The organism is Aquimarina besae (genome assembly GCF_042434905.1).
In the GTDB taxonomy this organism is placed as follows: Bacteria; Bacteroidota; Bacteroidia; order Flavobacteriales; family Flavobacteriaceae; genus Aquimarina.
Genome location: NZ_CP170199.1, coordinates 2,117,127 through 2,143,310 on the forward strand (window position 1 = coordinate 2,117,127; position 26,184 = coordinate 2,143,310).

Annotated in this window: 22 protein-coding genes; 11 read left to right on the forward strand and 11 right to left on the reverse strand. The window is 33.7% G+C overall.

Annotated elements, in window-relative coordinates:
• The first annotated feature begins 66 nt into the window (after window positions 1-66).
• From ACE94K_RS09215 to ACE94K_RS09235, 5 genes are all read left to right on the forward strand, one after another.
• Window positions 67-867, forward strand: coding sequence for a class I SAM-dependent methyltransferase (locus tag ACE94K_RS09215; protein ID WP_378184255.1), 801 nt, complete (start codon window positions 67-69; stop codon window positions 865-867).
• Window positions 868-1,017: 150 nt separating this feature from the next.
• A complete protein-coding gene (locus tag ACE94K_RS09220; RefSeq protein ID WP_378183196.1) occupies window positions 1,018-2,376 on the forward strand; it encodes an FAD-dependent oxidoreductase in 1,359 nt (452 codons plus the stop codon).
• A gap of 392 nt (window positions 2,377-2,768) precedes the next feature.
• Window positions 2,769-2,984, forward strand: coding sequence for a hypothetical protein (locus ACE94K_RS09225; protein ID WP_378183199.1), 216 nt, complete (start codon window positions 2,769-2,771; stop codon window positions 2,982-2,984).
• A 104-nt stretch (window positions 2,985-3,088) separates the two neighbouring features.
• Complete coding sequence (locus ACE94K_RS09230; protein ID WP_378183202.1) at window positions 3,089-3,922, forward strand: GLPGLI family protein; 834 nt, start codon at window positions 3,089-3,091, stop codon at window positions 3,920-3,922.
• Between the two features lie 45 nt (window positions 3,923-3,967).
• Complete coding sequence (locus ACE94K_RS09235) at window positions 3,968-6,616, forward strand: hypothetical protein (RefSeq protein ID WP_378183205.1); 2,649 nt, start codon at window positions 3,968-3,970, stop codon at window positions 6,614-6,616.
• Between the two features lie 6 nt (window positions 6,617-6,622).
• Here the strand turns inward: ACE94K_RS09235 and ACE94K_RS09240 are convergent, their stop codons facing one another.
• From ACE94K_RS09240 to ACE94K_RS09280, 9 genes are all read right to left on the reverse strand, one after another.
• Window positions 6,623-7,987, reverse strand: a complete 1,365-nt coding sequence (locus ACE94K_RS09240) for an aldehyde dehydrogenase (RefSeq protein WP_378183208.1) — start codon at window positions 7,985-7,987, stop codon at window positions 6,623-6,625.
• Between the two features lie 28 nt (window positions 7,988-8,015).
• The gene (locus ACE94K_RS09245) at window positions 8,016-8,954 is read right to left on the reverse strand and encodes a sterol desaturase family protein (protein ID WP_378183211.1); all 939 of its coding nucleotides are present in this window, start codon (window positions 8,952-8,954) and stop codon (window positions 8,016-8,018) included.
• A gap of 154 nt (window positions 8,955-9,108) precedes the next feature.
• On the reverse strand, window positions 9,109-9,534 hold the full coding sequence (locus ACE94K_RS09250; protein ID WP_378183214.1) for a VOC family protein: 426 nt from the start codon (window positions 9,532-9,534) through the stop codon (window positions 9,109-9,111).
• A 44-nt stretch (window positions 9,535-9,578) separates the two neighbouring features.
• Window positions 9,579-10,535 carry a YybH family protein gene (locus tag ACE94K_RS09255; protein ID WP_378183216.1) on the reverse strand — a complete coding sequence of 319 codons (957 nt, stop codon included), beginning with the start codon at window positions 10,533-10,535 and terminating at the stop codon, window positions 9,579-9,581.
• A gap of 94 nt (window positions 10,536-10,629) precedes the next feature.
• The gene (gene rluF, locus ACE94K_RS09260; RefSeq protein WP_378183218.1) at window positions 10,630-11,499 is read right to left on the reverse strand and encodes a 23S rRNA pseudouridine(2604) synthase RluF; all 870 of its coding nucleotides are present in this window, start codon (window positions 11,497-11,499) and stop codon (window positions 10,630-10,632) included.
• A 22-nt stretch (window positions 11,500-11,521) separates the two neighbouring features.
• Window positions 11,522-12,361, reverse strand: a complete 840-nt coding sequence (locus tag ACE94K_RS09265) for an alpha/beta hydrolase (protein ID WP_378183221.1) — start codon at window positions 12,359-12,361, stop codon at window positions 11,522-11,524.
• Window positions 12,358-12,726 (reverse strand): cupin domain-containing protein, encoded by a 369-nt coding sequence (locus ACE94K_RS09270; RefSeq protein WP_378183226.1) that lies wholly within the window; start codon window positions 12,724-12,726, stop codon window positions 12,358-12,360. The genes ACE94K_RS09265 and ACE94K_RS09270 overlap by 4 nt, the downstream gene beginning before the upstream one ends.
• A 24-nt stretch (window positions 12,727-12,750) precedes the next feature.
• Window positions 12,751-13,311, reverse strand: a complete 561-nt coding sequence (locus ACE94K_RS09275) for a hypothetical protein (RefSeq protein ID WP_378183229.1) — start codon at window positions 13,309-13,311, stop codon at window positions 12,751-12,753.
• A 45-nt stretch (window positions 13,312-13,356) separates the two neighbouring features.
• Window positions 13,357-14,892, reverse strand: coding sequence for a helicase HerA-like domain-containing protein (locus tag ACE94K_RS09280; RefSeq protein ID WP_378183232.1), 1,536 nt, complete (start codon window positions 14,890-14,892; stop codon window positions 13,357-13,359).
• A 157-nt stretch (window positions 14,893-15,049) separates the two neighbouring features.
• Between ACE94K_RS09280 and ACE94K_RS09285 the strand changes: the two genes are divergently transcribed.
• Window positions 15,050-15,505 (forward strand): RidA family protein, encoded by a 456-nt coding sequence (locus ACE94K_RS09285; protein ID WP_378183235.1) that lies wholly within the window; start codon window positions 15,050-15,052, stop codon window positions 15,503-15,505.
• Between the two features lie 128 nt (window positions 15,506-15,633).
• Complete coding sequence (locus ACE94K_RS09290) at window positions 15,634-16,263, forward strand: 7-carboxy-7-deazaguanine synthase QueE (protein WP_378183238.1); 630 nt, start codon at window positions 15,634-15,636, stop codon at window positions 16,261-16,263.
• 1,359 nt (window positions 16,264-17,622) lie between these two features.
• Here ACE94K_RS09290 and ACE94K_RS09295 read toward each other — a convergent pair.
• Complete coding sequence (locus ACE94K_RS09295; protein WP_378183241.1) at window positions 17,623-18,156, reverse strand: DUF2911 domain-containing protein; 534 nt, start codon at window positions 18,154-18,156, stop codon at window positions 17,623-17,625.
• A 256-nt stretch (window positions 18,157-18,412) separates the two neighbouring features.
• Between ACE94K_RS09295 and asnB the strand changes: the two genes are divergently transcribed.
• Entirely contained in the window at window positions 18,413-20,098 is a 1,686-nt protein-coding gene (gene asnB, locus ACE94K_RS09300; RefSeq protein ID WP_378183243.1) for an asparagine synthase B, read from the forward strand.
• A 121-nt stretch (window positions 20,099-20,219) separates the two neighbouring features.
• Here the strand turns inward: asnB and ACE94K_RS09305 are convergent, their stop codons facing one another.
• On the reverse strand, window positions 20,220-21,389 hold the full coding sequence (locus tag ACE94K_RS09305; protein WP_378183246.1) for a M12 family metallopeptidase: 1,170 nt from the start codon (window positions 21,387-21,389) through the stop codon (window positions 20,220-20,222).
• A 499-nt stretch (window positions 21,390-21,888) separates the two neighbouring features.
• On the opposite strand from ACE94K_RS09305, the gene gyrB reads away from it, so the two are divergent.
• The 3 genes from gyrB to mdh all read left to right on the forward strand — a co-directional run bounded on the left by gyrB (window position 21,889) and on the right by mdh (window position 26,131).
• Complete coding sequence (gyrB, locus tag ACE94K_RS09310; RefSeq protein ID WP_378183249.1) at window positions 21,889-23,829, forward strand: DNA topoisomerase (ATP-hydrolyzing) subunit B; 1,941 nt, start codon at window positions 21,889-21,891, stop codon at window positions 23,827-23,829.
• A 181-nt stretch (window positions 23,830-24,010) separates the two neighbouring features.
• Entirely contained in the window at window positions 24,011-25,012 is a 1,002-nt protein-coding gene (locus ACE94K_RS09315; protein ID WP_378183252.1) for a DUF6588 family protein, read from the forward strand.
• A gap of 192 nt (window positions 25,013-25,204) precedes the next feature.
• Window positions 25,205-26,131: a malate dehydrogenase gene (mdh, locus tag ACE94K_RS09320; RefSeq protein ID WP_378183255.1), complete on the forward strand. Its 927-nt coding sequence runs from the start codon at window positions 25,205-25,207 to the stop codon at window positions 26,129-26,131.
• The last annotated feature ends 53 nt before the right edge of the window (window positions 26,132-26,184 follow it).

A 26,184-nucleotide genomic window follows, 5' to 3' on the forward strand; every position in this document is an offset into this window, starting at 1 on the left:
TTGACTAATAAGTGTGCAAGAATTTATAATGTTTCGCTATATTTAAAAACCTAAAACAAGACTATGATGTCAGCCGAATTTCATAAATATTTCAAAACAAATGCAGCTACCTGGGATCAGAAAGTGGATGTACACGCATCCAGTGATTTTTACAACTTAGTATCTTTTAAAAATGGCGAAAGTTCTTTGAAGAAGTACGAGTTAAATGCTCTAGGTAATGTAGAAGGGAAATCGATGTTGCATTTACAATGTCATTTCGGACAAGATACATTAAGCTGGAGTAGGATGGGAGCTAAATGTACAGGAGTCGATATTTCTGAAAAAGGGATTGATCTGGCAAGAAAACTAAATTCGGAATTGAAATTAAATGCTCAGTTTTTTTGCTGTAATGTTTTAGATACTTCATATCACATAAAAGATCAATTCGATATCGTTTTTACGAGTTATGGAGTAATAGGATGGTTGCCTGATCTAAAGCCTTGGGGCCATATGATTGCTGAAAGATTAAAAAAAGGAGGAGTATTCTATATGATAGAGTTTCATCCGATCGTCTGGATGTTTGATTATCTTGATGACATGCCTAAAATTAAATATGGTTATCACCAAAAAGAAGCAATTTATGAGGAATACCAAGGTACTTATGCCGATCTTAATTCTAAAATGGTTAGCAGGGAGTATGGCTGGAATCATGGATTAGGCGAGGTGGTGTCTTCTTTGTCTGAAGCAGGATTAACTATAGAGTATCTCAGAGAATATGATCAATCGCCTTATAATATTTTTCCGAATTTAATAAAAAATAAAGATGGAATGTTTGAGAGCTCAGACAAATTATTTCCCTTATTATTCGGGATTAAAGCTTTTAAATAACAATTCATTGATAATTTTTTTACATTTGTTGAAGGTTTTAATGTTTGCATAAGCTCTAATAAATAGAGCTGGTTTGTCAAGGACATTAAAACTCGGATCTTACAAAGTAGTTCCTTTTCATACTTTGACAAACTGGAATCACAAAAAAGTATGCAAGCAAAAAACATAGCTATTGTGGGAAGTGGTTTAGCCGGTTCACTATTAGCAATCTATTTGAAGAAACGAAATCATCATGTTACGGTTTTTGATAGAAGACCTGATATAAGAAAGGTTGAGTTTAGTGGGCGTTCGATAAACCTGGCAATGTCTGTACGGGGATGGAAAGCTTTGGATAGAGTAGGGATAGGGGATGAAATCAGAAAGCTTGCTATTCCTATGGATAAAAGAGCTATGCACGTTAATGGTCAGCCCGAATATCATCAGTACTATGGTAAAGAAGGAGAGGCTATTTATTCTATTTCTAGAGGAGTATTAAATCGTAAAATGATTACGCTGGCAGAAGAATCTGGAGTGATATTCAGATTTAATGAAAAAGTATGGGATGTTAATCTGCCAGAGGCTAAAATATATACAGGAGAAACCGAAAAAGGAGCTTGGCAAGAATATCAGTACGATTTGATTTTTGGTTGTGACGGCGCTTTTTCCAGAGTTAGGCACAAAATGCAGCGAAGAAGCAGGTTTGATTACTCTCAGGATTTTTTGGATGCTGGATATAAAGAACTTCGTATACCTGCAAATGAAGATGGGTCACATAAACTTGATAAAAATTCACTTCACATATGGCCAAGAGGTAAGTTTATGTTGATTGCTTTGCCTAATCTTGATGGAAGTTTTACGTGTACTTTGTTTATGCCACACGAGGGTCAAAATTCTTTCGAGAGCCTTAAGAATCAGGATAAAGTAATAGAATTCTGGAAGAAACATTTTCCGGATACGTTGGAATTGATGCCCACATTACTAAAAGATTTTAAAAATAATCCAACCAGTGCTTTGGTAACCATGAAATGTTATCCCTGGACATATTGGGATAAAGTGGCATTGGTAGGGGATTCTGCTCACGCTATTGTACCATTTTACGGACAAGGAATTAATGCAGGTTTTGAAGATATATCAATCCTTGATGATATTATTGAAGAATACAATGGTGAGGACTGGCAAGAAATTTTTGAAAAGTATCAAGAGGTTAGAAAGCCAAGTGCAGATGCTATTGCAGAGCTTTCCTATCGTAACTTTATGGAAATGAGCAGTAAAACTGCAGATCCTGATTTTCTACTAAGGAAAAAAATTGAAAAAAGATTCTCAGAAAAATATCCTGATAAGTGGATTCCTTTATATACACGAGTAACCTTTACGCATAGACCGTATGCAGAGGCTTTGGAAATTGGTGATCAACAAGCAAAAATTATGAACGAAATTATGCAGCTTGATAACATCGAAAGTATTTGGGACACTGATGAGATAGAAGAACATATTTTATCTTTACTCGAAGGCAAAAAACAGAAAGTGTAGTCACGTTGTGAGCTAAATTTGACGTTTTTGAACAAAAAGTTAGCATTCACAAACTCAACCAAAAGCATCACAAATTCATATATTGTTTCATTTATTAGTACAACGGTTTTGAGATGGTTTTTTTACAACTGTTTTAAGATCAATTATTTTATAAAGTTTTAGTGTGAATTTTGCGATGAAAACCAAGGTAGGGAAATTTCTCTATTTTGTAAGAATAGGCCGGTTATTTTTTAAGGTTTTACCGTAATATTTTTATGTGCTATTTACATATTTTAGGGGCTTGAAAAAATTATTCACATTTTGGTGGTAACATATCCATATGTTAAGACACTTATATATGTTATCCCATTGGATAATTTTAACCTATTTTAATAATTTAAAACTTTTTAAACATGAAAAAAGTATTTTTAGGGCTATTCTTGGCCGGAACAATGATGAGTTTTACCAACGAGCCTCTTGATGCAAATTTAGAGACCAATGAAGATTTTGGAGCTTGTTGTACAGCAACCTATAATGGTTTTTCGGCGACACGTTGTGTTGAAAGTAATAACGCTAGTTATGCTTGTAGTCTTGCTAGAACTTATGCTATTATTGCTAGTATTCAATAATAACTTTTTTAAGGTTTGTCAATCATTTTATATGTGTTGGCAAACCTTTTGTTTATAAAATAATAATTATCACATTCTTGGATGTTGTTTTAAATATTCAATTGATGAAAGAAAATAATATGAGATTTTTTAAAAAATATATCTTATTTGTCTTTTTACTTTGCTTAGACACATTATTAGCACAAAACACCTATTCTGCATTATATGAATACACGGATTCATATGATGTAAAATTGGAAAGTATACTACTTGTAGATGCTGATGAAAGTTTTTTTAAAATACTTGACGAAAGAGACGCTGGGATCAAATATGATGAAAATGGAGAATTTATGCATTATGTCACCAATGATGATATCTCTACTATTATGCATACAAATACTCAAAAATGTTTTGTACGAATACCTTGGCCTGCACTAAAAGGTGGATCAAGATATTCATATGTGCAAAAAAAATTGAATTGGGAGTTAACTGGGAATACAAAAAAAATTAAAGAATATGTTTGCCAGGAAGCAGTATTAAATTTTCACGGAAGAAAATATGTAGCTTGGTTTACTCCTCAGATTCCAATAAGTAAAGGGCCCTTAAATCTCAATGGATTGCCAGGTCTTATTATTGAAGTAGAAGAATTAACAGGAAAAACCTCACTTAAGCTGATTAGTGTTAAAAAGGGGGAAAATGAAAAATTAACTAATATGATTAAGGAACATTTTACCTATCTAGATGTCATGGAATATGATGCTTATGAAAAATTTATGAAGCGTTATGTTGAAGAATTAAAAATAGGAAAAGCAAAAACTATCGCAGAAATGCTACAGAAAGAAGGAGGGACAGTTTCATTTTCTTTTGCGCTAGGTCAATATCATTGGGTAAGAAAAATAATAGATATTCCGGAGGGACTCATTGAAGCATTAGAAAAAATAGATTTTTATGAGGAATAAGTGAATACTTTTATTAATTGTAAAAAAACAGAATGTATTAAAACAGTGAAGTTAAAATTATATAGTTGGTTTACTTTCGCTCTCCTGATTTCTTTCAGTGCTAAATCACAAGAAATTAAAGGAACTATAAAAGGATATGCTGGAGAAATAATTTCCAATGCAAGTGTTTTAGTAAAGAAAGATAAAAACATCTCTAATATTTCGGAGTTTTTTATAGTGGATAAAAATGGAGCAATCAATTATACTTTTAAAAAGAAGTATGATAAAATTGTATATCTGGAGATTAATGCGTTAAACTATGAAAAAGTTGTAGATAGCATTGTGAATCCTGATGTAAATAAGGCATACAATTTTATCATAACGATGTATCCAAAAACTACACAACTTGATGAAGTGGTTATTTCTGAGCGTAGAAAATTTAGAATAAAAAAAGATACAGTTGTTTTTAATGTTGAGAAATATAAAGATGGTACAGAACGTAAAGTAGAAGATATCCTAAATAAACTACCAGGAGTAGAAGTAGCCGCAAATGGTAAAATAAGCTATAAAGGAAAGGAAGTTGCTGCGGTGAACCTGGATGGAGATGATTTATTTGGTAGTAAATATACGATTGGTACCAAGAATATATCAATTGACATGGTTGATCAGATTGAGGCAATCGAAAATTATTCTAAAAACCCATTACTTAAAGACATTGAAAATTCTAATGCCGTTGCTTTAAATCTTAAATTGAAGAAGAACCGAGCTGATTATTCAGGAACGGCAAATGCGGGTTATGGATATGGTGATAAAGATTATGCGGATATCACAACTACTTTAATAGGGGTGTCATCAGAACTTAAATCTTTTGGTGTATTCTCATATAGCAATACAGGTAATTATTCTTTGTTTGATGACACCGCTGGAAATGTGTTCTCTGAGCCGGAAAGTGATGTAACCGGAAAACAGATTGTTAATGTAAGTCCTATCCAAAATGTTTTGGGGGTAAAACGCTCAAAAATTGATGATGCTTATAATGGAAGTTATAATGTACTGTATAAGTTGTCTAAAAATGCAAAAATAAAAGCAAATATGAATTATTTGCAAGATGAAGTATTTAGAGAAGAGAAGTTTCAAAATTCTTTTTTTACAAACACTGATAATTTTAGTTATACCGATATCAATCAGATTACACAAAAACCTGACGCAAAAGGATTAGATTTGGAATTTACCATCAATACCACAAAAAAGTCTTTACTAGAATTAAAGGTTTCTCTCAATAAAAATGATCAGGAAATATTTAATAATTTTATCAGAAATCAAGATAGTCCCTCTATTACAAGCTTAAGATCTGAAGATTTTTTGTTGAATAATTATTTACAGTATACACATAAACTAAATAACACCAATGCTATTCAATATATATCATCCTATGCTACTAACAATATCCCGCAGAATTTTAATACTGTTGGTAATTTCTTTTCTGAAGAGAATGTGGTAAATGAGTATGATCAATTTAGTGAGTTTAGAAAGGAAACTTTTAATAATAAATTGGTTTTATTAGGAAGGAAGGGAATTGTTAAATATGCATTGACAGCAGGATTAGATGTTGAAGAATATCAATATCAATCTTTTTTATTCGAAAATGATGTAAAGCTTCAAGATTTTGAAAACAATTTTGTGTATCAAAAAAGCAATTATTTTTCCCTGCTATCAGTGGCATATGAAAATGACGCTTTTAAAATAGAGCCATCTATATTTTTTAGATATGTAGATCAAAGAATCAAAGATAATTTTAGTAGCGTGGTAAACCAAAGTAAAGAAGCTTTTGTTGTAGAACCATCACTTAATATTACTTATTCAGTCAATAGAGTTTCTAAATTCAATTTTTCTGGGAGTTATGAACAAAATACTCCAGAAGAAAATTATTTGTTTTCTAATGGAGTTTTGATTGATAATAGGACAATTCTAATGAACCAAAGGTCTCTTGAACTTCAAAAGAGTCAAAATTATAATGTAGGATATAGGTTAGATGATTTATATCATAACATAGAATTAACAGCAGTGGTGGGATATGTGACAAAAGAAAATTCTTTTCTGTCTAATGTAGAGATCAATCCAAATTTTACAAGCCTTAGTTATTTTCAATCTCCAGTAAATTTAGACAGTTGGTTTATGAATGGATCAGTAGAAAGGTACCTTAGGTTTATGCAAACGACACTAAAGTTGTCTTCTCAGTATACCATATCAGAATTTAAGAATGTAGTTAATCAATCAGAGATAAGAAATGGTGAATTTACCAACCTTACCGGAGAAATATTTGCTAAGACGGCTTTCAGAATTCCTATAAATTTTGAAAATTTTTTCACTTACACTTCAACAAACTTCTCTATAGATAGGCAAAATTCTAATGCTAATAAGGCTATTAAGAATTCATTACGAACAATCATAAGGCCTGCAAAAGGCTGGTTATGCACTTTTACCTTTGATTATTTTAAACCTGATTTAAAAAGAGCAGAAGATTTTTCTTTTTTAGATTTTAGTGTAAAATATAAACCAAAAAACGTAAGGTGGATTTCTGGACGTTTTATTGGAAAGAATTTGTTAGATAATCGCGTTTTTGAGCAAATTGAGAACTCAGATTTTTCAACCACAGTTTATCAAAGTAACTTGATTCCACGTTATTTTCTTTTATCGGTAGATTTTAATTTTTGAAGCATATCACCCAATAAGCCTCTTCATCCATTTCAATTTAGAACTTGTATAAGGCGAATATTTGAGATTGAGCTCAATCCAAAACGTTTTTTGAAGGATACCCTTGAAATGTGAAAAGGTATCAAAACCTGCTTTGCCGTGGTAGTTGCCAATACCGCTATTACCAACACCGCCAAAAGGGAGATTCTGCTCCATAAAATGCATAACTGCATCATTTACAGCCCCACCGCCAAATGATATTTCATGTAGAATTTTATTTTTTACGTTCTTGTTTTTTGTAAAAACATAGCAGGATAATGGTTTTGACAAGGTTTTAATATCAGTAATGGCATTATCAATATCGTCAAAAGATAGTACCGGTAAAATAGGGCCGAAGATTTCCTCTTGCATCACTTTATCCGAAAAAGAAACATCAATCATCACGGTTGGTGATATTACTCTATTTTCTATGTCAGATTCACCACCAAAATATATTTTATCCTTTTCAATCAAGTTTTGAAGTCTTTCAAAATTCTTTTGATTGATAATTTGAGTGTAATTTTGATTTTCGATTTTGTATTTGGTACTTTCTATATGGTTCTTGATAGCTTCTAACAAATCATTTTTTATAGAAGATTCAACCATCACATAGTCTGGAGCAATACAAGTTTGCCCTGTATTTAAAAATTTTGCCCAAACTAGGCGTTTAGCAGTCATATCGATATTGACATCTTTCGTTATAATCGCAGGGCTTTTTCCTCCTAATTCCAGCGTAACGGGTGTAAGATGATTGGCTGCAGCTTGATAGATAATTCTTCCTACTTGTGTGCTTCCTGTAAAGAATATTTTATCAAACTTATTTTTTAGTAATGCTGTAGTTTCTTCTACGCCTCCTTCAATAACTTTTAAAAAGTTCGCATCAAAATTTTCACCAATAATTTTGGACATAATTGCAGAAGAGTGAGACGGAATCTCGCTGGGTTTAATGATTACAGTGCATCCGGCTGCGATGGCTGCAATTGCAGGAGCTATGGATAATTGGTATGGATAATTCCAGGCACCCATTACTAAAACAGTTCCCAAAGGTTCCGGGATGATGTAACTCTTACCAGGTAGATTTGCTAAACCCGTTGATACACGTTTTCTTTTGGCCCACTTTTTAACTTTTACTAAGGCAATATCAATCTCGTGATAAATGATTGCTAATTCTGTAGTGTAAGTTTCGTATTTTGATTTTTTAAAATCACTATAAATAGCTTCATATAGCAGCTCTTCGTTTTTTAGAATTACGCTTTTTAAGAGTTTAAGTTGTTTAATTCTAAACGATATATCTTTAGTAGCGTTGGTATTAAAAAAAGCTTTTTGTCTACGTATAATTTCTTGATAATTCATAGCAAGAAATATAAATATAAAAAACGGATTACGATTGTGTACTCATCCGTTTTTTTAATTCGAGTTCTTTCTGCATTTGTTTTACAGTAAGCGTGCTGCCATCGTGGCTCCAGCCAGGGGGACCAAAAATATACATAAACTTATGATACCAATTTTTAGATTTTTTGGTGTCGTTCCAAATGTCTTTGTATTCGTGGGTGAGAATCACCCAAGGGTTGTATGAATTAGGGGCGTGAGTAACACCATATTGAACTTCGATTTCTTCATCCAGTTCTTTCCAGGTTCCGAATATCTTATCAAAAATGTTTAAGAATCCTCCGTGGTTTTTATCCATATACTCGACATTCTTAGCGTGATGAACCTGATGCATCGTATGCGTATTGAAGATCTTTTCTATAATCCCCATTTTAGGTATGTATTGAGAGTGTAATTGAAATTGCCATAAAGCTTCAATACCCAAACATACAATTACCATATTAGGATCAAAACCAATTGCAGGCATCCACATGTAGAATAGGGGTTTATAGAGTAAAGTGAACCAACCATTACGAACAGCAGTCCCCAGATTAAAATTGTCTGAAGAATGATGTACAATATGAGCTGCCCATAATGCTCGTACCATATGGTTCTGTCTATGAAACCAGTAATAGGTAAAATCATCAGCTAATTGACATAGCAACCAAACATACCAAGCAAATCCAAATGATTCCCAGCCCATAATATTCGTTCTAATGCCATCAATCTCTGGATTGAAAAGATTGTAGACAAAATGAAAAAGAATAATGGAGAATACGGTTTTTACTAAAGGACCTAAGATTGCAGACCCTATTCCCATGGTAAGACTTGCTCTCAAGTCTCTCCAGTTGTATAGATCTTTATGGTCGTGTGTCTTACTGTAGGTTAATTCGACTAAAATCAATGCTAAAAAACACGGTACACCGTATTTTAGGGGCTCTATAAAATCCATTCTTTTTTTGTTGTAATCTTATTAGGGCAGAATATAATAAGAATTTGCAGTAAAACTTTAACATTCCAGAGATTTAAATAAAAAAAGGTCTGTTTTTAACGATTGTTTATTTAAATCGCTCTGAGCATGAAAAGATAAAAGTATTTATCGGAATTTATTTAGCAAATATCTGAGAAGGATCTTTGAAAGATTTAAACTCAAGAGCATTGCCACAAGGATCATAAAAAAACATGGTTGCTTGTTCTCCAACTTCTCCTGAAAATCTTATATAAGGTTCGATAACAAATGCTACTTTTTTCTCGGAAAGCATATTAGAGAATTTTTGCCAGATATCCCATTCCAGAATAATTCCAAAATGTGGTATTGGAACCTCTTTACCATCAACACTGTTATGATGTTTGGTTTCGGATTCTGATTTTGGTTTATAATGAATCACTAATTGGTGTCCAAAAAAATTAAAGTCTACCCAGTGATCACTACTTCTTCCTTCCGGAAGCTCTAATATGTTATTGTAAAAATCTCTAGCTAGCTTTAAATTATCTACTGGGATTGCGAGATGAAAAGGAGAAAGTGTTTTCATAGGTGTAAGTTGTTTTAAGTAATTTTAAGCGTTGAATGTAAAGATTATTCTTGTACCCTATTCCAAATATCTAAATACATTTTCCAGTTACCATTGATTTTTTTCCAAACAACAACGTACTTTCCTTTATAACTTACCTCAGTTCCGTCATCGTTTTTGTTTTTACCTTGATAATATCCATAATCATAAGCGTTATCGCCAAGCACAACAATTTCTTCTGGTACGATTTGGTGTTCTAGCGGGGTATAACCTGATGAGCTTGACCAGCGCTTTTTAATGGCTTCATATCCTGAAATAATAGCACTATTGTTCGGGAATATTTTAGCGTCTTTTGTATAAATCTGAGCAATTGCTTCATAATCTTGCTTTAGATATGCAGTAGAAAAGGATTTTATAACAGTTTCAATTTGCTGCTTATCAGATAGTTTTTTGGTGTCTTTACGTTTTGTACATGCTATTTTCCAAGTTGGGAAGGAAAATGTTTCATTGGTATTTACCCATTCTCCTAACCATTTAAAACCATCTTCATTAATATCATAGAAATTAATTTTATAAAAGCCATCCGTGCCATTAGGCGCTTTTTGCTCACGATACAAAATAATTTTATCTTCTTTTTTATTGCCTTCCCAAGCAGAAAGTATAGGAGTAGGTGAGGTATTAGAATAATAATGAACAAACCATCGGCTACTATCTGCGATAAATTGTCTGATACTACCCGAATGTTTGCCATCTTCTTTCAATGTTTGATCTTGAACAGCCGTTCCATTCATTATATATTTAAACTCCCAGGTCATTTTATTGGGTTCTGCCCACGATTGATCTTGATTTCTTGTCTGCGAATTACAATCACATATACCGATCAAAGGATGAAAATCTTTTATTTCTTTAGGGGCCTTTGGATTCGGTCTTCCAAAAGGGAATGCTGCTGAGGGTTCGTATTCACTCTGGGCGTTAATCGTAATAGAAGTAAATATTAGTAAACTTACCAGTATTATTTTCATTGGGAGGATGAATTGATTCGTAAAGTAATTTACTTATTTTGGAATATTAATAAATAACACGAATTGAGAATTAGGATATAATTAACAGCGAATCCTAACGTTTTCGGTCACTTCGTTTTCGTTTTCCGGAATGGGTAGAAGTTCTGTTTTTGTGAGTCTGTCCTTGTTGATTTTTTGAATTAAATTCTTTGGAGGTGTTTGTTTTCTTGTTCGGTTTATTATCCGCAAGTAAGGAAGCCTCTTCTGTTTTACTAGAATCTCCTACATCAGAATTGATAATATTTAATTCTTTTTCTGTTAAATAACGCCATTCGCCAACTGGTGTATCCAAGTGGATATTCATAATCCGAATACGTTTCAGTCTTGTAACTTCATATCCTAAATATTCGCACATTCTTCGAATCTGCCTGTTTAAACCTTGAGTAAGTACAATCCTAAAATCATATTTATTGATCTGCTCGACCTTACACTTGCGTGTAACCGTATCCAAGATCGGAATACCATTACTCATTCTCTTAATAAATTGAGGGCTGATTAGCTTATTTACGGTAACAATATATTCTTTTTCGTGATTGTTTCTGGCCCTGAGAATTTTATTAACAATGTCACCATCACTGGTAAGTAATATTAAGCCTTCGCTTGGTTTATCCAGTCTGCCAATAGGGAAAATACGTTTAGGATAATTGATAAAATCAATAATATTGTCTTTTTCATTTTGGGCTGTGGTACAGACAATTCCTACTGGTTTATGAAAAGCAAGATATACGTGTTTTTCTTTCGGTTTGTTGATTAATTCACCATCAACCCTTACTTCATCGCCAGGAGCTACCTTAGTACCCATTTCAGGTACTTTATTGTTTAAAGTAACTCGACCTTGATCAATTAGTTTATCTGCTTCTCGACGAGAGCAATATCCAACTTCACTTAGAAATTTATTAAGTCTTATTAAATTTGATTTTTCCACAGTGCAAAGGTGATCATAAAATTTATTCTTTCAAAAATTCAATGATCATATCATCTACTTCATCAAAAAATAATGAATGTCCAAAATCTTCGGTAGTAATAAATTTTACATTAGACCAGTTTTTCTGAATTTTCTGGGCTCCTGAATAAGGAGCAATGTCATCATACTTGTCGTGAATCAGTAATCCAGAATGGTTCAAATTCTTTGCAAATTCGGCAACAGAAAATTCTTCAAAATGAAAACCAAATTTATCTTTAAAATATTGACTTAAAGCTTTCATGAATTTGTCAGATAATTTTAGTGTGTTTTGATAATTTTTCATGATTACTTCAAGCTCAGTAGGAGGTGCTAGGACCACTAGTTTTGCTATTTCGGGATTTGGAAATTTATATTGATGAAATATGGTAGTCATTCCGCCAACAGAATGTCCAATAATGTAATTAGGTCTGTAGAGCTCTACCATTTTCTGAAGGCATTCTGTATAAAATGGGACATTAAATCTTTTTCCGGAAGAATTACCGTGTCCAGGAGCATCAAACGCAATGATATTATAGTTTTGTTGATGTAGTTTTTCTATGAGTGTTTTCCATCGATGACTATTGCTTTCCCAGCCGTGTACCATCAAAATGGTTTCTCCCATATTAGCCCAGCGATACGTTTGTAGATAACTTCCATTTACTGAAATCACCTCGTCTTCGGCCTCTTCAAGAAAATATTCCTGATCTGGTAGCACTTTCCCTTTGAGAGGTGTGGAGAATAAGATAAAGGCTTTGTGTAATGCCTTTTTTTTATTGAAAAAGAACAAAAATAAAAGTTGTTTTCCGATCAACATCGGGATGTACTTTTTTAAGGTCTCCTTCATAATTCTTCTCTGTGTACAGATTCTATAGAAAATGCAGGAAGGCAAATGGCGATATATTCACATTCCTCATCAAAAGGATTGGCATATTTGATTCTTGTGTTTTTTTCTATTTTAATAGACTGCCCGGATTTTAGAATAACCTTTTCACCGTCAATAATAAATTGTTTTCTTCCTCTAATTATATAAGTGTATTCATCAAACTCGGGAGTTTGAAAGGGCTCACTCCAACCTGGCGGGGCAATCATATGAGCAATGCTAATTTGAGAATTACCATCAGTTGCTTTTCCAAAATGTTCTTCGATTAATTTTCCATCTGTAGTGGGTACTACAAAAGGAGATTTTTGAATTTGATATTTCTTGCTCATTAGTTTAGTAGTCAAGAATTAATTTTAGTCCCAGTTAATAATTAAATATTTAATCTTTGCAGAATCCGGAATTTGCGAAGCTTCAATTTTTTGATCTGTATTGAATTTTAGTTCATTAGGTAATTCTTTTTTGTCGATTGTGATAGAGGCTTGTATGCTATCGACAAAGATTACTGCAGTACTCAACATATTATTAATTTTAGAGATACTGTAGTTGTCTTTCACGTCTTTAAACACTCCCCCTACAGCTAATCCCGAGGCTGTTTTAAATCTAGGATCAATAATCTGGATACTTTCAATTACAGATGCAGGATCGTTTTCCTTTTTAGGTTCTAATGTTAATAATTTTGCACCACCTTTTTCATAAATTTCAATTGCACCAGAGACGCTTATGAATTGATCCGTTTTAGAAAGTTTAACTATAGAGTCATTGGCATAGATAGAGTCCAGTTGATTTACTTTTGTGGTATTTGTTAGGTTACCTATCCTATTATAAGAAATCTCGAAGGGATCTTGTTTTTTATCTTTCTGACAACTTATTATAGTAAAACAGATAACTAAAATAGAACTAATTTTTTTAAACATAATTGGTGAATTATTCCCAAGGTTAATCAAATATTTGTTTTGTGTTTAGCGCAATAACTTATTTAAAACTCCAAGTGCGCCTCTAATAAAAGTAGCACTGGTGAGCACTTTGATAACAGCTTTTTCTGTAGTGCTTGATCTGCTGTTTCCAGAACGTGGGCTCGATGATTTTCGGTCTAGTTTTTCTCGTTCTTTTTTTGCAGCAGCTTTGGCTTCTTCGGCTTCAGCTTTTTCTATTTTTTCATTAAGAATCTCATAGGCACTTTCTCTGTCAATATCTTCATTGTATTTCTTGGAGAGTGTTGATTTATTTAAAAGGTTTTTTAATTCACTTTCCGAAAGAATATCCATTCTACTCATAGGTGCTCTAAGCATCGTTGCAGCAAGAGGCGTCGGTCGACCTTTTTCGTCAAGAGCAGAAACCAAAGCTTCTCCAATTCCTAACGATGTCAGAACCTCTTTAGTATCATAATATTCAGAAATAGGATAGTTTTCTGCAGTAAGTTTAATAGCTTTTCGATCCTTTGCTGTAAATGCCCTAAGGGCGTGCTGTACTTTTAATCCTAATTGCCCTAGTACACCATCTGGAACATCAGTAGGGTTTTGAGTCACAAAATATAATCCCACACCTTTAGAACGGATTAGTTTAACAATACTTTCTATTTGATCCATCAAAGCATTAGAAGCTTGCTTGAATATTAAGTGTGCTTCATCTAAGAAAATAACCAACTCTGGTCTACCACTATCTCCCTGTTCCGGAAATGTACTATACACTTCTGCCAAAAGGCTTAGCATGAATGTGGAGAACAATTTTGGTTTATCCTGAATATCAGTTAATCGAATGATGTTTATAAAGCCTCTTCCATCATCATCTACTCTACATAAATCTTGTACATCAAATGATCTCTCTCCAAAGAACAGATCTGCTCCTTGTTGTTCTAGTTCGACTATTTTTCGAAGTATTGCACCTGTAGATGCCGTAGATATTCTACCATAATCTTTTTCTAGTTCCTCTTTTCCTTCACGAGTAGCAAACTGAAGTACTTTTTTAAGGTCTTTTAAGTCTAATAAAGGTAGTTTGTTATCATCACAATATTTGAATATAATAGCAATAATACCAGCTTGGGTTTCTGTTACATCTAATATTCTGGAAAACAAAACCGGTCCAAATTCACTAACAGTAGCTCTGAGGCGAACTCCATCCTGTTCTGATAGTGAAAGAATTTCTACCGGAAAATCTTTTGCTTCAAATGGGATACCAATTTTTTCATGTCTTTCATCGATTTTGGGATGCCCCGGACTTGCAGCAGCTAATCCACTAAGATCTCCCTTAATATCCATTAGTAACACCGGGATTCCTTGCTCGCTTAGGTTCTCTGCCAAAACCTGTAACGTCTTGGTTTTACCTGTTCCGGTGGCACCGGCAATTAGGCCGTGTCTGTTTAAGGTTTTTAAAGGGATCTTAACGTGAGCATTTGTTACCGTTTCTCCATTGAGCATTGCTGCTCCTAAGGCAATAAAATCACCTTTGGTAGTGTATCCTTTTTGTATATGATCAAAGAATTCTTGAGTACTACTCATAGTCGATGTAAATTTTGATAAAAATAAGAATCTTACCTATTCTATAGAAATGAATGTGGTTTTGTTTTAGGTAAATGTATAATTTTTAAATCAATCTATAGAGGCGAAGAAAATTATAACTTACTTTTATAATTGATAAATTTCAATTTTCATTGCAATGTATAAAACTTGTTTCTTTATTCTTTTAATCACTTTTTTCTTTAGCTGCACGAAAAATTCTGAATCAAATCCTCCGGTTATTTTTCATAAAACCCATGAACCTAAAAAAGTCAACGCTCCATTTTCGGATATCGTTCAAGTGAGGGATTTGTATTTTCTTTCTGGTCAAGTTGGTATGGATCATACAACGCGCAAATTAGTTTCTGGAGGCATAGAGCAGGAGACACGACAAACATTAGAAAATATCAAAGCGGTGTTAAAGCATCATAATTTAGATCTGAACAATGTGGTAAAGTGTACAGTGATATTGGCCGATATAAATGATTTTGCAGCGTTTAACGAAGTATATAAAGAGTATTTTCCTCAGAAACCTGCTAGAACTACGTTTGCGGCAAAAGGTTTGGCTGTAGGAGCAAAAATTGAGATTGAGTGTATTGCGGCCAAATCTAAATAAGATGATTATATATTAAAATTTTAACCAAAGTCAAGAGGCTATATAAAATTTAAAAGTAAGTAACCTTGCTTTAAGATTCGTAATTCGTCGTTCATCATTCGTAATTTATTATCTACCTTTGCATCCTTATGCAAGAAAGTATAGAAAAATTGGTGAATGATGGTGAAATGCTTCCGCTTATGGAAGAATTTTACACAATACAGGGTGAAGGATATCATAAAGGTACTGCGGCTTATTTTGTAAGAATAGGTGGTTGTGATGTAGGATGTCATTGGTGCGATGTAAAAGAAAGCTGGAATTCTGATTTGCATCCGCCTACAGCTACGAGTATCATTGTTGAAAATGCTGTGAAATTTAGTGATGTGGTGGTGGTTACCGGTGGAGAACCTTTAACCTGGGATATGACAGCACTGACTAAAGGATTAAAAAGTAAAGGGGCTAAAACCCATATCGAAACTTCAGGTGCCTACCCACTTACGGGACAATGGGATTGGATATGCCTATCACCAAAAAAGGTAAAGCTTCCTAACAAGGAAATATACCCTAAAGCGCATGAACTTAAGTGTATAATCTACAATAAAAGTGATTTTGACTTTGCAGAAGAACAGGCTGATCAGGTTTCTGAAAGCTGTGTACTGTATTTGCAGCCGGAGTGGAGTGTGAGAGACAAAGTAATTCCATTAATAGTGGATTATGTAATGAAAAACCCTAAGTGGAAGGTATCCCTTCAAACTCATAAATATCTGAATATTCCATAATTAGCATATTGGGATTACGGTTTTCTGCTTTTTTGAATGAAAATTAAATCTACAGTTTATTATATTTACGGTTTTACCATAATGTTTAGGGAAATATCCCTTATCAAATAAAACTTAAAAGTAGGATTAAGATTACATATTTTTTCAAAAAATTCGTACATTCGTTTTTTTAGTCGATAATATGGTAATTTTTGTCAAAAATATGATTCTTTTTAACGTATATCCTTGAAAATCATTAAAGTAGTTGTTAATTTTATGTAAATAATTTAAAACAATTTACTATGAAAAATTTCTACACTATCTTAGGATTACAATTCAAATCCGTTATCAGTTTTATTAAAGAACTGCCTTCGGCTTCTAGTTACGTTATAAGACACTAATAAAGTAGATACATAAACTTAAATTCTATGTGTTTTACAAAAATGTAAAAAGGGATTATCTATTTCGGTAATCCCTTTTTTGTTGGGTATATTAGAAAGAATAGTGTTAAACTATTGAGTATAATTATGTGAAATCAGGTTTTTTACTGTTTTAAAGTCTTTAAAACAGTAGTTATTTTTTGATAATGATTTTAAAAATAGGGGGATAAGCCCCTAGCAAACTGCTTTAGTTTGTAGGTAAATTCTTTGTAAAATCAATCGGTGTAATTTTATATTTGTTATTTTGACTTTTATATCAACCCTTTTGTCTAAAATTTAATTTTCTGCCTGTTAAATTTTATTTAAGAGAGGGGTATGGTTTTATCTTTGTTTAAATAATTAAAAATCAATTTATTATGAAGTTTTTTTACGGTATTTTAACAATAGATATTAAGGGATTAAGAATTTTTTTAAAGCAATTACCAGCCGCTAGTAGTCACGCCATCCATAGATAAATGGATAATAATGTAATCACCCTAATTACAAATATAAGTTTTTGAGAATCATAGGAATAAATACTTGTATTTTTATGTTATTTTAAAACGATTTCGTTTTTCTGAATGGAATTTGATAGGTATGTAGGAATGTATTTTACTAGTATAAATAAAATTTATGTTGTTGATCGATTAAATATTACTTTACATCTAAAAGTTCTTACATTTTTTGTTAAAAATGTTGATTTTAAGTCTTTTAGGTAGTATCTTGCTATTAAATAAATTGGAAATATTATGGGGCTATTTTACACTAAATTCAGATTAACTTTTAGGATTGTCATGGACTTTCTTAAAGAATTACCAGGAGCGTCGAGTCACGCTATCCATCGATAGTTATTATTTCAGTGAAATAATTATGGAACCTTTCTAGTCAAAAGGTTTTTTAAACAAAATAAAAACGAGGATGTTGAAAGACATCCTCGTTTTACTTTTTACATTTTCCAGTGTTACATATAAAAAGGAACTTCAACTCTTGTAGTCTCCCATCCTAATACCATATGATATCCATTGTCTACTTTTTTAAACGCAATTGAAAATGCTTCAAGCTCATCTCCTTTTGCAGCAGGTACCTGAATTCTTGCGACATCATTCTTTTCATTATACGAATAAGCTCCCCATGCATCCAGATCAGAACTTAGTATAATTGTCCATTCTTTTTCTCCAGGAATAGTGAATAAAGAATAGGTTCCAGCTTTTACTGTTTCATCTCCTAATTTCATGTCCTTAAAAAGTTTGATCTCCGTTGCTTCATCAGCTCCTGTTCTCCAAACTTTACCATATGGAACTTTATCGCCTAACATAGTTCTACCTTTTTTTTGAGGTCTGCTGTAAATAACTTTGATGTCTGGTTTAGCATTCCTATCAGTTTTAGCGTAAGAAATATCTGTTGGACTTTTCTGTAGACCAGCAAATTTTTGGGCATTGATGGAAACTACAGTTCCCAGAAACATGATAACTGCCAATAAGAGTGATTTTTTCATAATTCGTGTTTTAATTTTTAACCAATGTAAAGATATGTTTGAACATATATACGAAATGTTAATCCCGTCTTTAAGTTCTGTTAAAAGACCTTGATAACAACTTGATACTTTTATTTGTTTTTTTGCCATAAAAAGTTATGTTCAATCAATAAATCAGTAAAATATATTACAAATTAAAAGTAATAAAGGGTTTTATGTTTATATAATGTAATGATAATTCCATATTTGACTTCTCAATTAATAGAAAAAGAAGAATATGTGTGGAATAGTTTGCGCTTTTGAATTAAAAGAAAAAGCAGAAGTTTTAAGACCTCAGTTACTTGAAATGTCAAAAAAGATAAGACACAGAGGTCCGGATTGGAGTGGGATTTATGCAGACGAGAAAGCAATTTTAGCTCACGAAAGATTAGCTATTGTTGATCCTGTTTCAGGGAAACAACCTTTGTTTAGCGAAGATAAAAAGTTGGTTTTGGCGGCCAATGGAGAAATTTATAACCACAGAGAAATCCGTAAACAGTTTGAAGGTGCTTACAGTTTTCAAACAGAATCGGATTGTGAAGTTATTTTAGCGTTGTATAAAGAAAAGGGAGCAGGTTTTTTAGATGACCTTAATGGGATATTTGCTTTTGCATTATATAACGCAGAAGAAGATTCATATTTAATAGCGAGAGACCATATGGGAATTATTCCTTTATATATGGGATGGGATCAAAACGGCACCTTTTACGTAGCTTCAGAATTAAAAGCGTTGGAAGGGGTATGTAATAAAATAGAATTATTTCCTCCAGGTCATTATTTAGATAGTACAAAAGGCGAACTGACCAAGTGGTATATTAGAGACTGGTCTGATTTTAATGCTGTAAAAGATAATCAAACAAGTATTGACGAAGTACGCCAAGCACTAGAAGATGCTGTACATAGACAACTCATGTCTGATGTTCCTTATGGTGTATTGTTATCAGGAGGATTGGATTCATCGGTTACTTCGGCAATTGCAAAAAAATATTCAGAGAAAAGAGTAGAGTCCGGAGATACCAAAGACGCTTGGTGGCCACAATTACATTCTTTTTCTGTAGGTTTAGAAGGATCTCCTGATCTTGCAGCTGCTCAAAAAGTTGCTGATCACATAGGTACTATACACCACGAGATTAAGTTCACAATTCAGGAAGGATTGGATGCGATTAAAGATGTTATTTATAATCTTGAAACTTATGATATTACTACGATTAGAGCATCAACTCCAATGTATTTAATGGCAAGAGTTATCAAATCTATGGGTGTAAAAATGGTGTTGTCTGGAGAGGGAGCAGATGAGATATTTGGTGGTTACTTGTATTTCCACAAAGCGCCAAATGCCCAAGAGTTTCACGAAGAAACTGTGCGAAAACTGGATAAATTACATATGTATGATTGCTTGCGTGCAAACAAGTCACTGGCCGCATGGGGAATTGAAGGAAGAGTCCCTTTTTTAGATAAAGAATTTATGGACGTAGCAATGCGTATTAATCCACAAGATAAAATGATCAACGGTGAAAGAATGGAGAAATGGGTAATACGTAAAGCCTTTGAATCCTATTTACCGGAAAGTGTAGCGTGGAGACAAAAGGAACAATTCTCTGATGGGGTAGGATATAGTTGGATTGATACGTTAAAAGAAGTTGTTGCAACAGAGGTGACAGATGAGCAAATGGCAAATGCACACTATAGATTTCCGATTCAAACACCACAAAATAAAGAAGAGTTTTACTACAGATCGATATTTGAGGAACATTTTCCAAGTGATGCTGCAGCTCTAAGCGTTCCACAAGAACCTTCAGTAGCTTGTAGTACGAAAATAGCCTTAGAGTGGGATGAAGCGTTCAAAAACATGAATGATCCAAGCGGAAGAGCGGTTGCAAACGTTCACGATGATGCTTATTTACTAGATCAAGTTGTAGAATAAAATAAAAGGAATTTAAGAATTTCAGCTTGAGTCGCTGAAAGTTGAGTTAATTGAGATGTAAAACCCCGGGAATTTATTCCCAGGGTTTTTGTTTATTACTATTATTTGGTTGCTTGATCTTCTAGTTGCTTTGACATCTACCTTGATTAGACCATCCGCCGTTGCTTAGTTTTTTGTATAAATAACCATTATATGTTACTAAATCTCCAGCAGCGTAGTTTGTATTCCCATTATATGCTGCTACACCATCGCAAATATCAGAAATCTGCGTATCACCACAAGCTCCTAATCGATTCCATCTGTAATAATCTCTTTCGTATAAAGATCCCCGATAGGTAACTCTATCACCCACACGATAATTAGCATTGCTAGACCATTCGTCAACTCCATCGCATATATCAGTTCCGTTACCGCCACCGTCACCTCCGTCACCGTCTCCGGCAGGGTAGATCTGGTTAGTTCCTGCGATATCACCTGCGGATAACTCTGGTCTTCTTCTTGGATGCGTTGTACCGTCTAATTGAACGATGGTTGGCAGCCCATTCTTGCTAAATGTATATGCTCCGTACATCATAGTAGATTTGATGTCAAATGCACCAATATTTACAGAGTTTTCATTTTTTCTAAACTGACTTTCAGCTCCACTTTGTATGTTTTCAAAAAGAATTCTTACGTGGTTGTCTCTATCCGAACGAGTTTGCTCGTGAATATACCCAAGAGTATGTCCTATTTCGTGGATCATTACTACTTCGCTGGTTTGAACCCCCATGTTAATTCGACCACGGTTTCCGTTAACACCAAGGTTGGCGCTTGCACAATTACAATTACGACCACTGTTAGTAATGGTTACATAATAGTCTTCATTGGTTCTTTCTTTAAATTTTATATTAGTTTTGGTATTCCATTCCTGCATAGAATTTAAAGAAACTTGTCTTTGATTATTGGTCAAATTGCCGTCAAAAACATAAATAATAGTATTATTAGGCCACTTTTGTACGCCTCTGTAGAAACCAAGTCTTTCATCAAGCTCTTGATCTGGAGTGGGATTTGGATCATATCCAATTCTTTGATCCGTTAATTGTCTGGATTCATAAATAATATCACCACCTAAATAAGTGCCATCTCCTAAATCTTCAACGAGTACAACATCGTCATTAAAGAATTTTTTGACTAACTCAGTCTCTTGGTTTCCAGATATTTCTTCAAAACTTTCGTTTGTACAAGAACTTGTAAAAAGCCCTAGACAAATAACGGCCGCTTTTCCAAAATTGATCAATTTTTTAGTTTTCATTTTAAAATAAATTAGTTGATTGTGTGTTTTACATTGTTTTAATTGCACGGAATTTATACCGCATTTCTTTAACGAGAAGAATTGATAATATTGCTAATGATGTTCTTCAAATTAGTCGGCTTTTATTATTCGTAGGGGTTGATTGAGAAAGCGTTGTGGTAAAAGATTTTGAATCATAATTCTATAGTAGTTAGTTTTTAATTTTATAATGTTTTATAAATTGTTTACATTACGAATATCAAAGTGCTTTTTGTTTTAAAATGTTTATTTACAAATCATTGTAAGAGCATTTGGTTCATAAAAGAAATTATTAAATAAGTCTTAAATCCATTTTAAGGTCATTTTCATCGCTTTTAAGAGGTTTTTTTCGTTTTCTCGTACTATTCTTAACTAATTGTTGATAACTCTTTAAATCATATCTTATAAAATCCTTTGAACCATTCTCTCTTTTTTTATCTTTGTTTGTTGACCAAAAATTGTAATTAATTAAAGCTGATTTATGAGCGAAGAAGCAAAGAAAAGTAATTATTCAGCCGATAGTATTCAGGCGTTAGAGGGAATGGAGCATGTACGCATGCGACCGTCCATGTATATCGGAGATGTGGGAGTAAGAGGATTGCATCACTTGGTGTATGAAGTAGTAGATAATTCTATTGATGAGGCTCTGGCTGGTCATTGTGATGCTATAGATGTGACAATAAATGAAGACAATTCTATAACTACTAAAGATAATGGTCGTGGTATTCCTGTTGGAATACATAAAAAAGAAGGCGTTTCGGCTCTAGAAGTAGTGATGACTAAAATCGGAGCTGGAGGTAAGTTTGATAAAGACTCCTATAAAGTATCTGGTGGTCTTCACGGAGTTGGTGTTTCGTGTGTAAACGCGCTTTCTGATCACTTACACGCAATTGTACACAAAGATGGAAAAGTTTGGGAGCAAGAATATGAAAGAGGAAAGCCTTTATATCCTGTAAAATCTACCGGTGATACGGATTTTAACGGTACGATTGTTATTTTTAAACCGGATGCCACAATATTCCAGCAGACATTAGAGTACAATTACGATACGTTAGCCAGTCGTATGAGAGAACTGGCATATCTTAATAAGGGAATTACCATAACTCTTACAGATAAACGTCATACCGATGATGACGGAAATTTTGTTACAGAAACATTTCATTCTGAAGAAGGGTTAAAAGAGTTTGTTAAATTCTTAGATGCCAGTCGTAATGCTATTATTGGAGATGTTATTTCTATGGAAGGGGAAAAGAATGATATTCCTGTAGAAGTGGCTATGATCTATAATGATTCTTATGCAGAGAATTTACATTCTTATGTTAATAATATTAATACTCACGAAGGAGGTACACATCTTTCGGGTTTTAGAAGAGGACTTACGTCGACATTAAAGAAATATGCTGATGCTTCTGGATTATTGGACAAGTTAAAGTTCGAAGTAGCAGGAGATGATTTTAGAGAAGGACTAACGGCTATTGTTTCGGTAAAAGTCCAAGAACCACAATTCGAGGGTCAGACCAAAACCAAATTAGGAAACAGAGAGGTTACTTCGGCTGTGTCTCAGGCGGTTTCAGAGATGTTGGAAAACTATCTAGAAGAGAATCCTAACGATGCTAAGATTATCGTTCAAAAGGTAATTCTTGCAGCACAAGCTCGACACGCAGCTAAAAAGGCTCGTGAAATGGTACAACGAAAAACCGTGATGAGTATTGGTGGTCTTCCTGGTAAATTATCAGATTGTTCTGAGCAGGATCCTGCATTATGCGAGGTGTTTCTGGTAGAGGGAGATTCTGCAGGTGGAACCGCTAAACAAGGTCGCGATAGAATGTTTCAGGCTATTCTTCCTTTACGAGGTAAAATCCTAAACGTAGAAAAAGCCATGCATCACAAAGTTTTTGAGAACGAAGAGATCAAAAATATTTTTACGGCGCTAGGAGTTACTATTGGTACTGAAGAGGATAGCAAAGCATTGAATCTTTCTAAATTGCGTTACCATAAAATAGTAATTATGTGTGATGCGGACGTTGATGGTAGTCATATTGCGACACTTATTCTAACGTTCTTTTTTAGATATATGAAAGAATTAATTGAAGCAGGCCATATTTATATTGCTGCTCCGCCGTTATACTTAGTTAAAAAAGGAGCTAAGAAACAGTATGCGTGGAATGATGATCAACGCGATAGAATTGTTCAGGAATTTGGAGAAAATACTAAGATCCAACGATATAAGGGTCTTGGGGAGATGAATGCAGAACAGTTGTGGGACACTACTATGAATCCTGAATTTAGAACTATGCGTCAGGTGACTATAGATAATTTAACCGAGGCAGACAGAATCTTCTCTATGCTAATGGGGGATGAGGTACCGCCTCGTAGAGAATTTATCGAGAAAAATGCGATCTATGCAAACATTGATGCATAATATAAGTATCTCTTAATAATTTAAGATTGAAATCCGTTGTACACTGTATAGCGGATTTTTTTATATATTGTTCCGCCTATAACACCCAAATCTTATGAAATGAGCGTGTCAAAGTATTTTATCTTTTAAATATTTTGCTTTGTACATTTCATCTGATAATTGAAAAATAATATACAAGCAGATGAAAAAAACAATACTACTTTTTATGATACTTTCGATAAAAGTTTCATATGCACAAACCAATGTAGATCAATTGTTAGAACTAGGTATTGAAAACGCGCAGCGTTTTAGTACAGATTACTTCGCTCCTGCCGGAGAAGCATTGGTAAATAGTATGTCCAATGGTTGGTATAAAACAGCAGAAGTAAAGAAATTATGGCGTTTTGAAGTAGGTTTCGTTGGAAACCTTTCGTTTGTAAGAGAAGAAAAACAATCATTTATTCTGAATACAGCTGAGTATGATGGAGTTGAATTTAGGGAAGGTCCGCCAAGTCAACTTGTAGCGAATGCATTTGGTGGTAATAGAGGAGATATCGTTGTGGTGTTAGATCAAGGTCAATTAACTCCGGTAGAAATTACATTGCCAGACGGTATTGGTGGACAAGAAGTTAATATTGCACCTACAGCATTTCTTCAAGGTTCTATGGGGATTTCCAGAAGTACCGAGGTTAAGGCAAGATTTTTACCTAAGATTGCTATCAGAGAAAACACCGAAGTTTTCTTGTATGGATTGGCGGTACAACACGAATTGACAGATTGGATTTTTTCTTGGAAAAGGCTTCCGTTTAGGTTTTCCGGATTAATCGGATATACTAATGTAAGAGGATTTTATGATTTTACCGCAGACAGTGGAATAGATGGAGCAGATCAGGAAATCCGTTTAAAATCCAATTCCTGGTTGGTGAGTGGTATCATTTCTACAAAGCTTCCAAAGTTTAATTTTTACGGGGGATTTGGATATTATACAGGAAATAGTACGGCAGATATTTTAGGGACTTACCAAGTGGAAAATGGTCCTCTGGCTTCGCAAACAGTAGAGGATCCAATCTCTGTGGACAATAAAACTTCGGGTCTCAAAGCAACTATTGGTGCTAATGTGAAATTAGGGTTCTTTAGAGCGAATCTGGATTATACACTTCAAAACTACCAAAACCTGTCTATCGGATTAAATTTTGGATGGTAAAATGAAAATGAAACTTATTGTAAGGTTCGTAATTTTACGAACCTTTTTTTATGAGAAAAAGTGTAGTTTTTATCTGAATTCTGACCAATATCATTTATCAATAATTAACCATTTTGAAGAGTAAAGAAATCGGTAAAGAATTCGTATTTTCGCGATGCAAAAAATTTTAATTAACATTCAAAAATAGAGATAATGAAAGTTACAGTAGTAGGAGCCGGTGCAGTAGGTGCAAGTTGCGCCGAGTATATCGCCATTAAGGATTTTGCTTCAGAAGTAGTATTGTTAGATATCAAAGAAGGATATGCAGAGGGTAAAGCAATGGATTTGATGCAGACAGCTTCTTTAAATGGTTTTGACACCAAAATAACAGGAACTACCAATGATTATTCAAAAACTGCAGGAAGTGATATTGCTGTAATAACATCAGGGATTCCTCGTAAACCAGGGATGACACGTGAAGAATTGATTGGAATCAATGCCGGAATCGTAAAAACTGTTTCTTCTAGCTTAATTGAGCATTCTCCAAATGCAATTATCATAGTAGTTAGTAATCCTATGGATACGATGACATATTTGGTACATAAAACAACGGATCTTCCGAAAAATAAAATTATAGGAATGGGCGGCGCTTTGGATAGTGCGCGTTTCAAATATAGGTTAGCTGAGGCATTAGGAGCTCCTATTTCTGATGTAGATGGAATGGTGATCGGCGGTCATAGTGACAAAGGAATGGTGCCATTAACAAGATTAGCAACAAGAAATAGCGTGCCGGTTTCAGAATTTATCTCAGAAGATCGTTTAGAACAAGTTGCAGCAGATACTAAAGTAGGTGGAGCTACACTTACAGGTTTACTAGGAACTTCTGCTTGGTATGCTCCGGGAGCGGCAGTTTCTGGACTTGTACAAGCAATAGCTTGCGATCAAAAGAAGATCTTTCCTTGTTCTACTTTACTAGAAGGTGAATATGGGTTGAATGATTTATGTATTGGAGCACCTGTGGTATTAGGTAGAAATGGTATTGAGAAGGTAGTAGAAATCAAACTAACTGATGCTGAAAAAGAAAAGCTTGCAGAAAGTGCAGAAGGAGTAAAGAAAACAAATGGATTGCTAGAACTATAGTCAATCAAAATTCAAGATAAGATATAAGGGCTGCTATTTTATTAGTGGCTCTT

Excerpts from the sequence above, each read along its gene's own strand:
- mdh (WP_378183255.1), top strand. The coding sequence starts at position 25,205 with ATGAAAGTTACAGTAGTAGGAGCCGGTGCAGTAGGTGCAAGTTGCGCC.
- ACE94K_RS09270 (WP_378183226.1), bottom strand. The coding sequence starts at position 12,726 with ATGAGCAAGAAATATCAAATTCAAAAATCTCCTTTTGTAGTACCCACT.
- ACE94K_RS09215 (WP_378184255.1), top strand. The coding sequence starts at position 67 with ATGTCAGCCGAATTTCATAAATATTTCAAAACAAATGCAGCTACCTGG.
- ACE94K_RS09315 (WP_378183252.1), top strand. The coding sequence starts at position 24,011 with ATGAAAAAAACAATACTACTTTTTATGATACTTTCGATAAAAGTTTCA.
- ACE94K_RS09295 (WP_378183241.1), bottom strand. The coding sequence starts at position 18,156 with ATGAAAAAATCACTCTTATTGGCAGTTATCATGTTTCTGGGAACTGTA.
- asnB (WP_378183243.1), top strand. The coding sequence starts at position 18,413 with ATGTGTGGAATAGTTTGCGCTTTTGAATTAAAAGAAAAAGCAGAAGTT.
- ACE94K_RS09240 (WP_378183208.1), bottom strand. The coding sequence starts at position 7,987 with ATGAATTATCAAGAAATTATACGTAGACAAAAAGCTTTTTTTAATACC.
- ACE94K_RS09285 (WP_378183235.1), top strand. The coding sequence starts at position 15,050 with ATGTATAAAACTTGTTTCTTTATTCTTTTAATCACTTTTTTCTTTAGC.
- ACE94K_RS09305 (WP_378183246.1), bottom strand. The coding sequence starts at position 21,389 with ATGAAAACTAAAAAATTGATCAATTTTGGAAAAGCGGCCGTTATTTGT.
- ACE94K_RS09225 (WP_378183199.1), top strand. The coding sequence starts at position 2,769 with ATGAAAAAAGTATTTTTAGGGCTATTCTTGGCCGGAACAATGATGAGT.
- ACE94K_RS09230 (WP_378183202.1), top strand. The coding sequence starts at position 3,089 with ATGAAAGAAAATAATATGAGATTTTTTAAAAAATATATCTTATTTGTC.
- ACE94K_RS09265 (WP_378183221.1), bottom strand. The coding sequence starts at position 12,361 with ATGAAGGAGACCTTAAAAAAGTACATCCCGATGTTGATCGGAAAACAA.
- ACE94K_RS09220 (WP_378183196.1), top strand. The coding sequence starts at position 1,018 with ATGCAAGCAAAAAACATAGCTATTGTGGGAAGTGGTTTAGCCGGTTCA.
- ACE94K_RS09280 (WP_378183232.1), bottom strand. The coding sequence starts at position 14,892 with ATGAGTAGTACTCAAGAATTCTTTGATCATATACAAAAAGGATACACT.
- gyrB (WP_378183249.1), top strand. The coding sequence starts at position 21,889 with ATGAGCGAAGAAGCAAAGAAAAGTAATTATTCAGCCGATAGTATTCAG.
- ACE94K_RS09275 (WP_378183229.1), bottom strand. The coding sequence starts at position 13,311 with ATGTTTAAAAAAATTAGTTCTATTTTAGTTATCTGTTTTACTATAATA.
- ACE94K_RS09255 (WP_378183216.1), bottom strand. The coding sequence starts at position 10,535 with ATGAAAATAATACTGGTAAGTTTACTAATATTTACTTCTATTACGATT.
- ACE94K_RS09290 (WP_378183238.1), top strand. The coding sequence starts at position 15,634 with ATGCAAGAAAGTATAGAAAAATTGGTGAATGATGGTGAAATGCTTCCG.
- ACE94K_RS09250 (WP_378183214.1), bottom strand. The coding sequence starts at position 9,534 with ATGAAAACACTTTCTCCTTTTCATCTCGCAATCCCAGTAGATAATTTA.
- ACE94K_RS09245 (WP_378183211.1), bottom strand. The coding sequence starts at position 8,954 with ATGGATTTTATAGAGCCCCTAAAATACGGTGTACCGTGTTTTTTAGCA.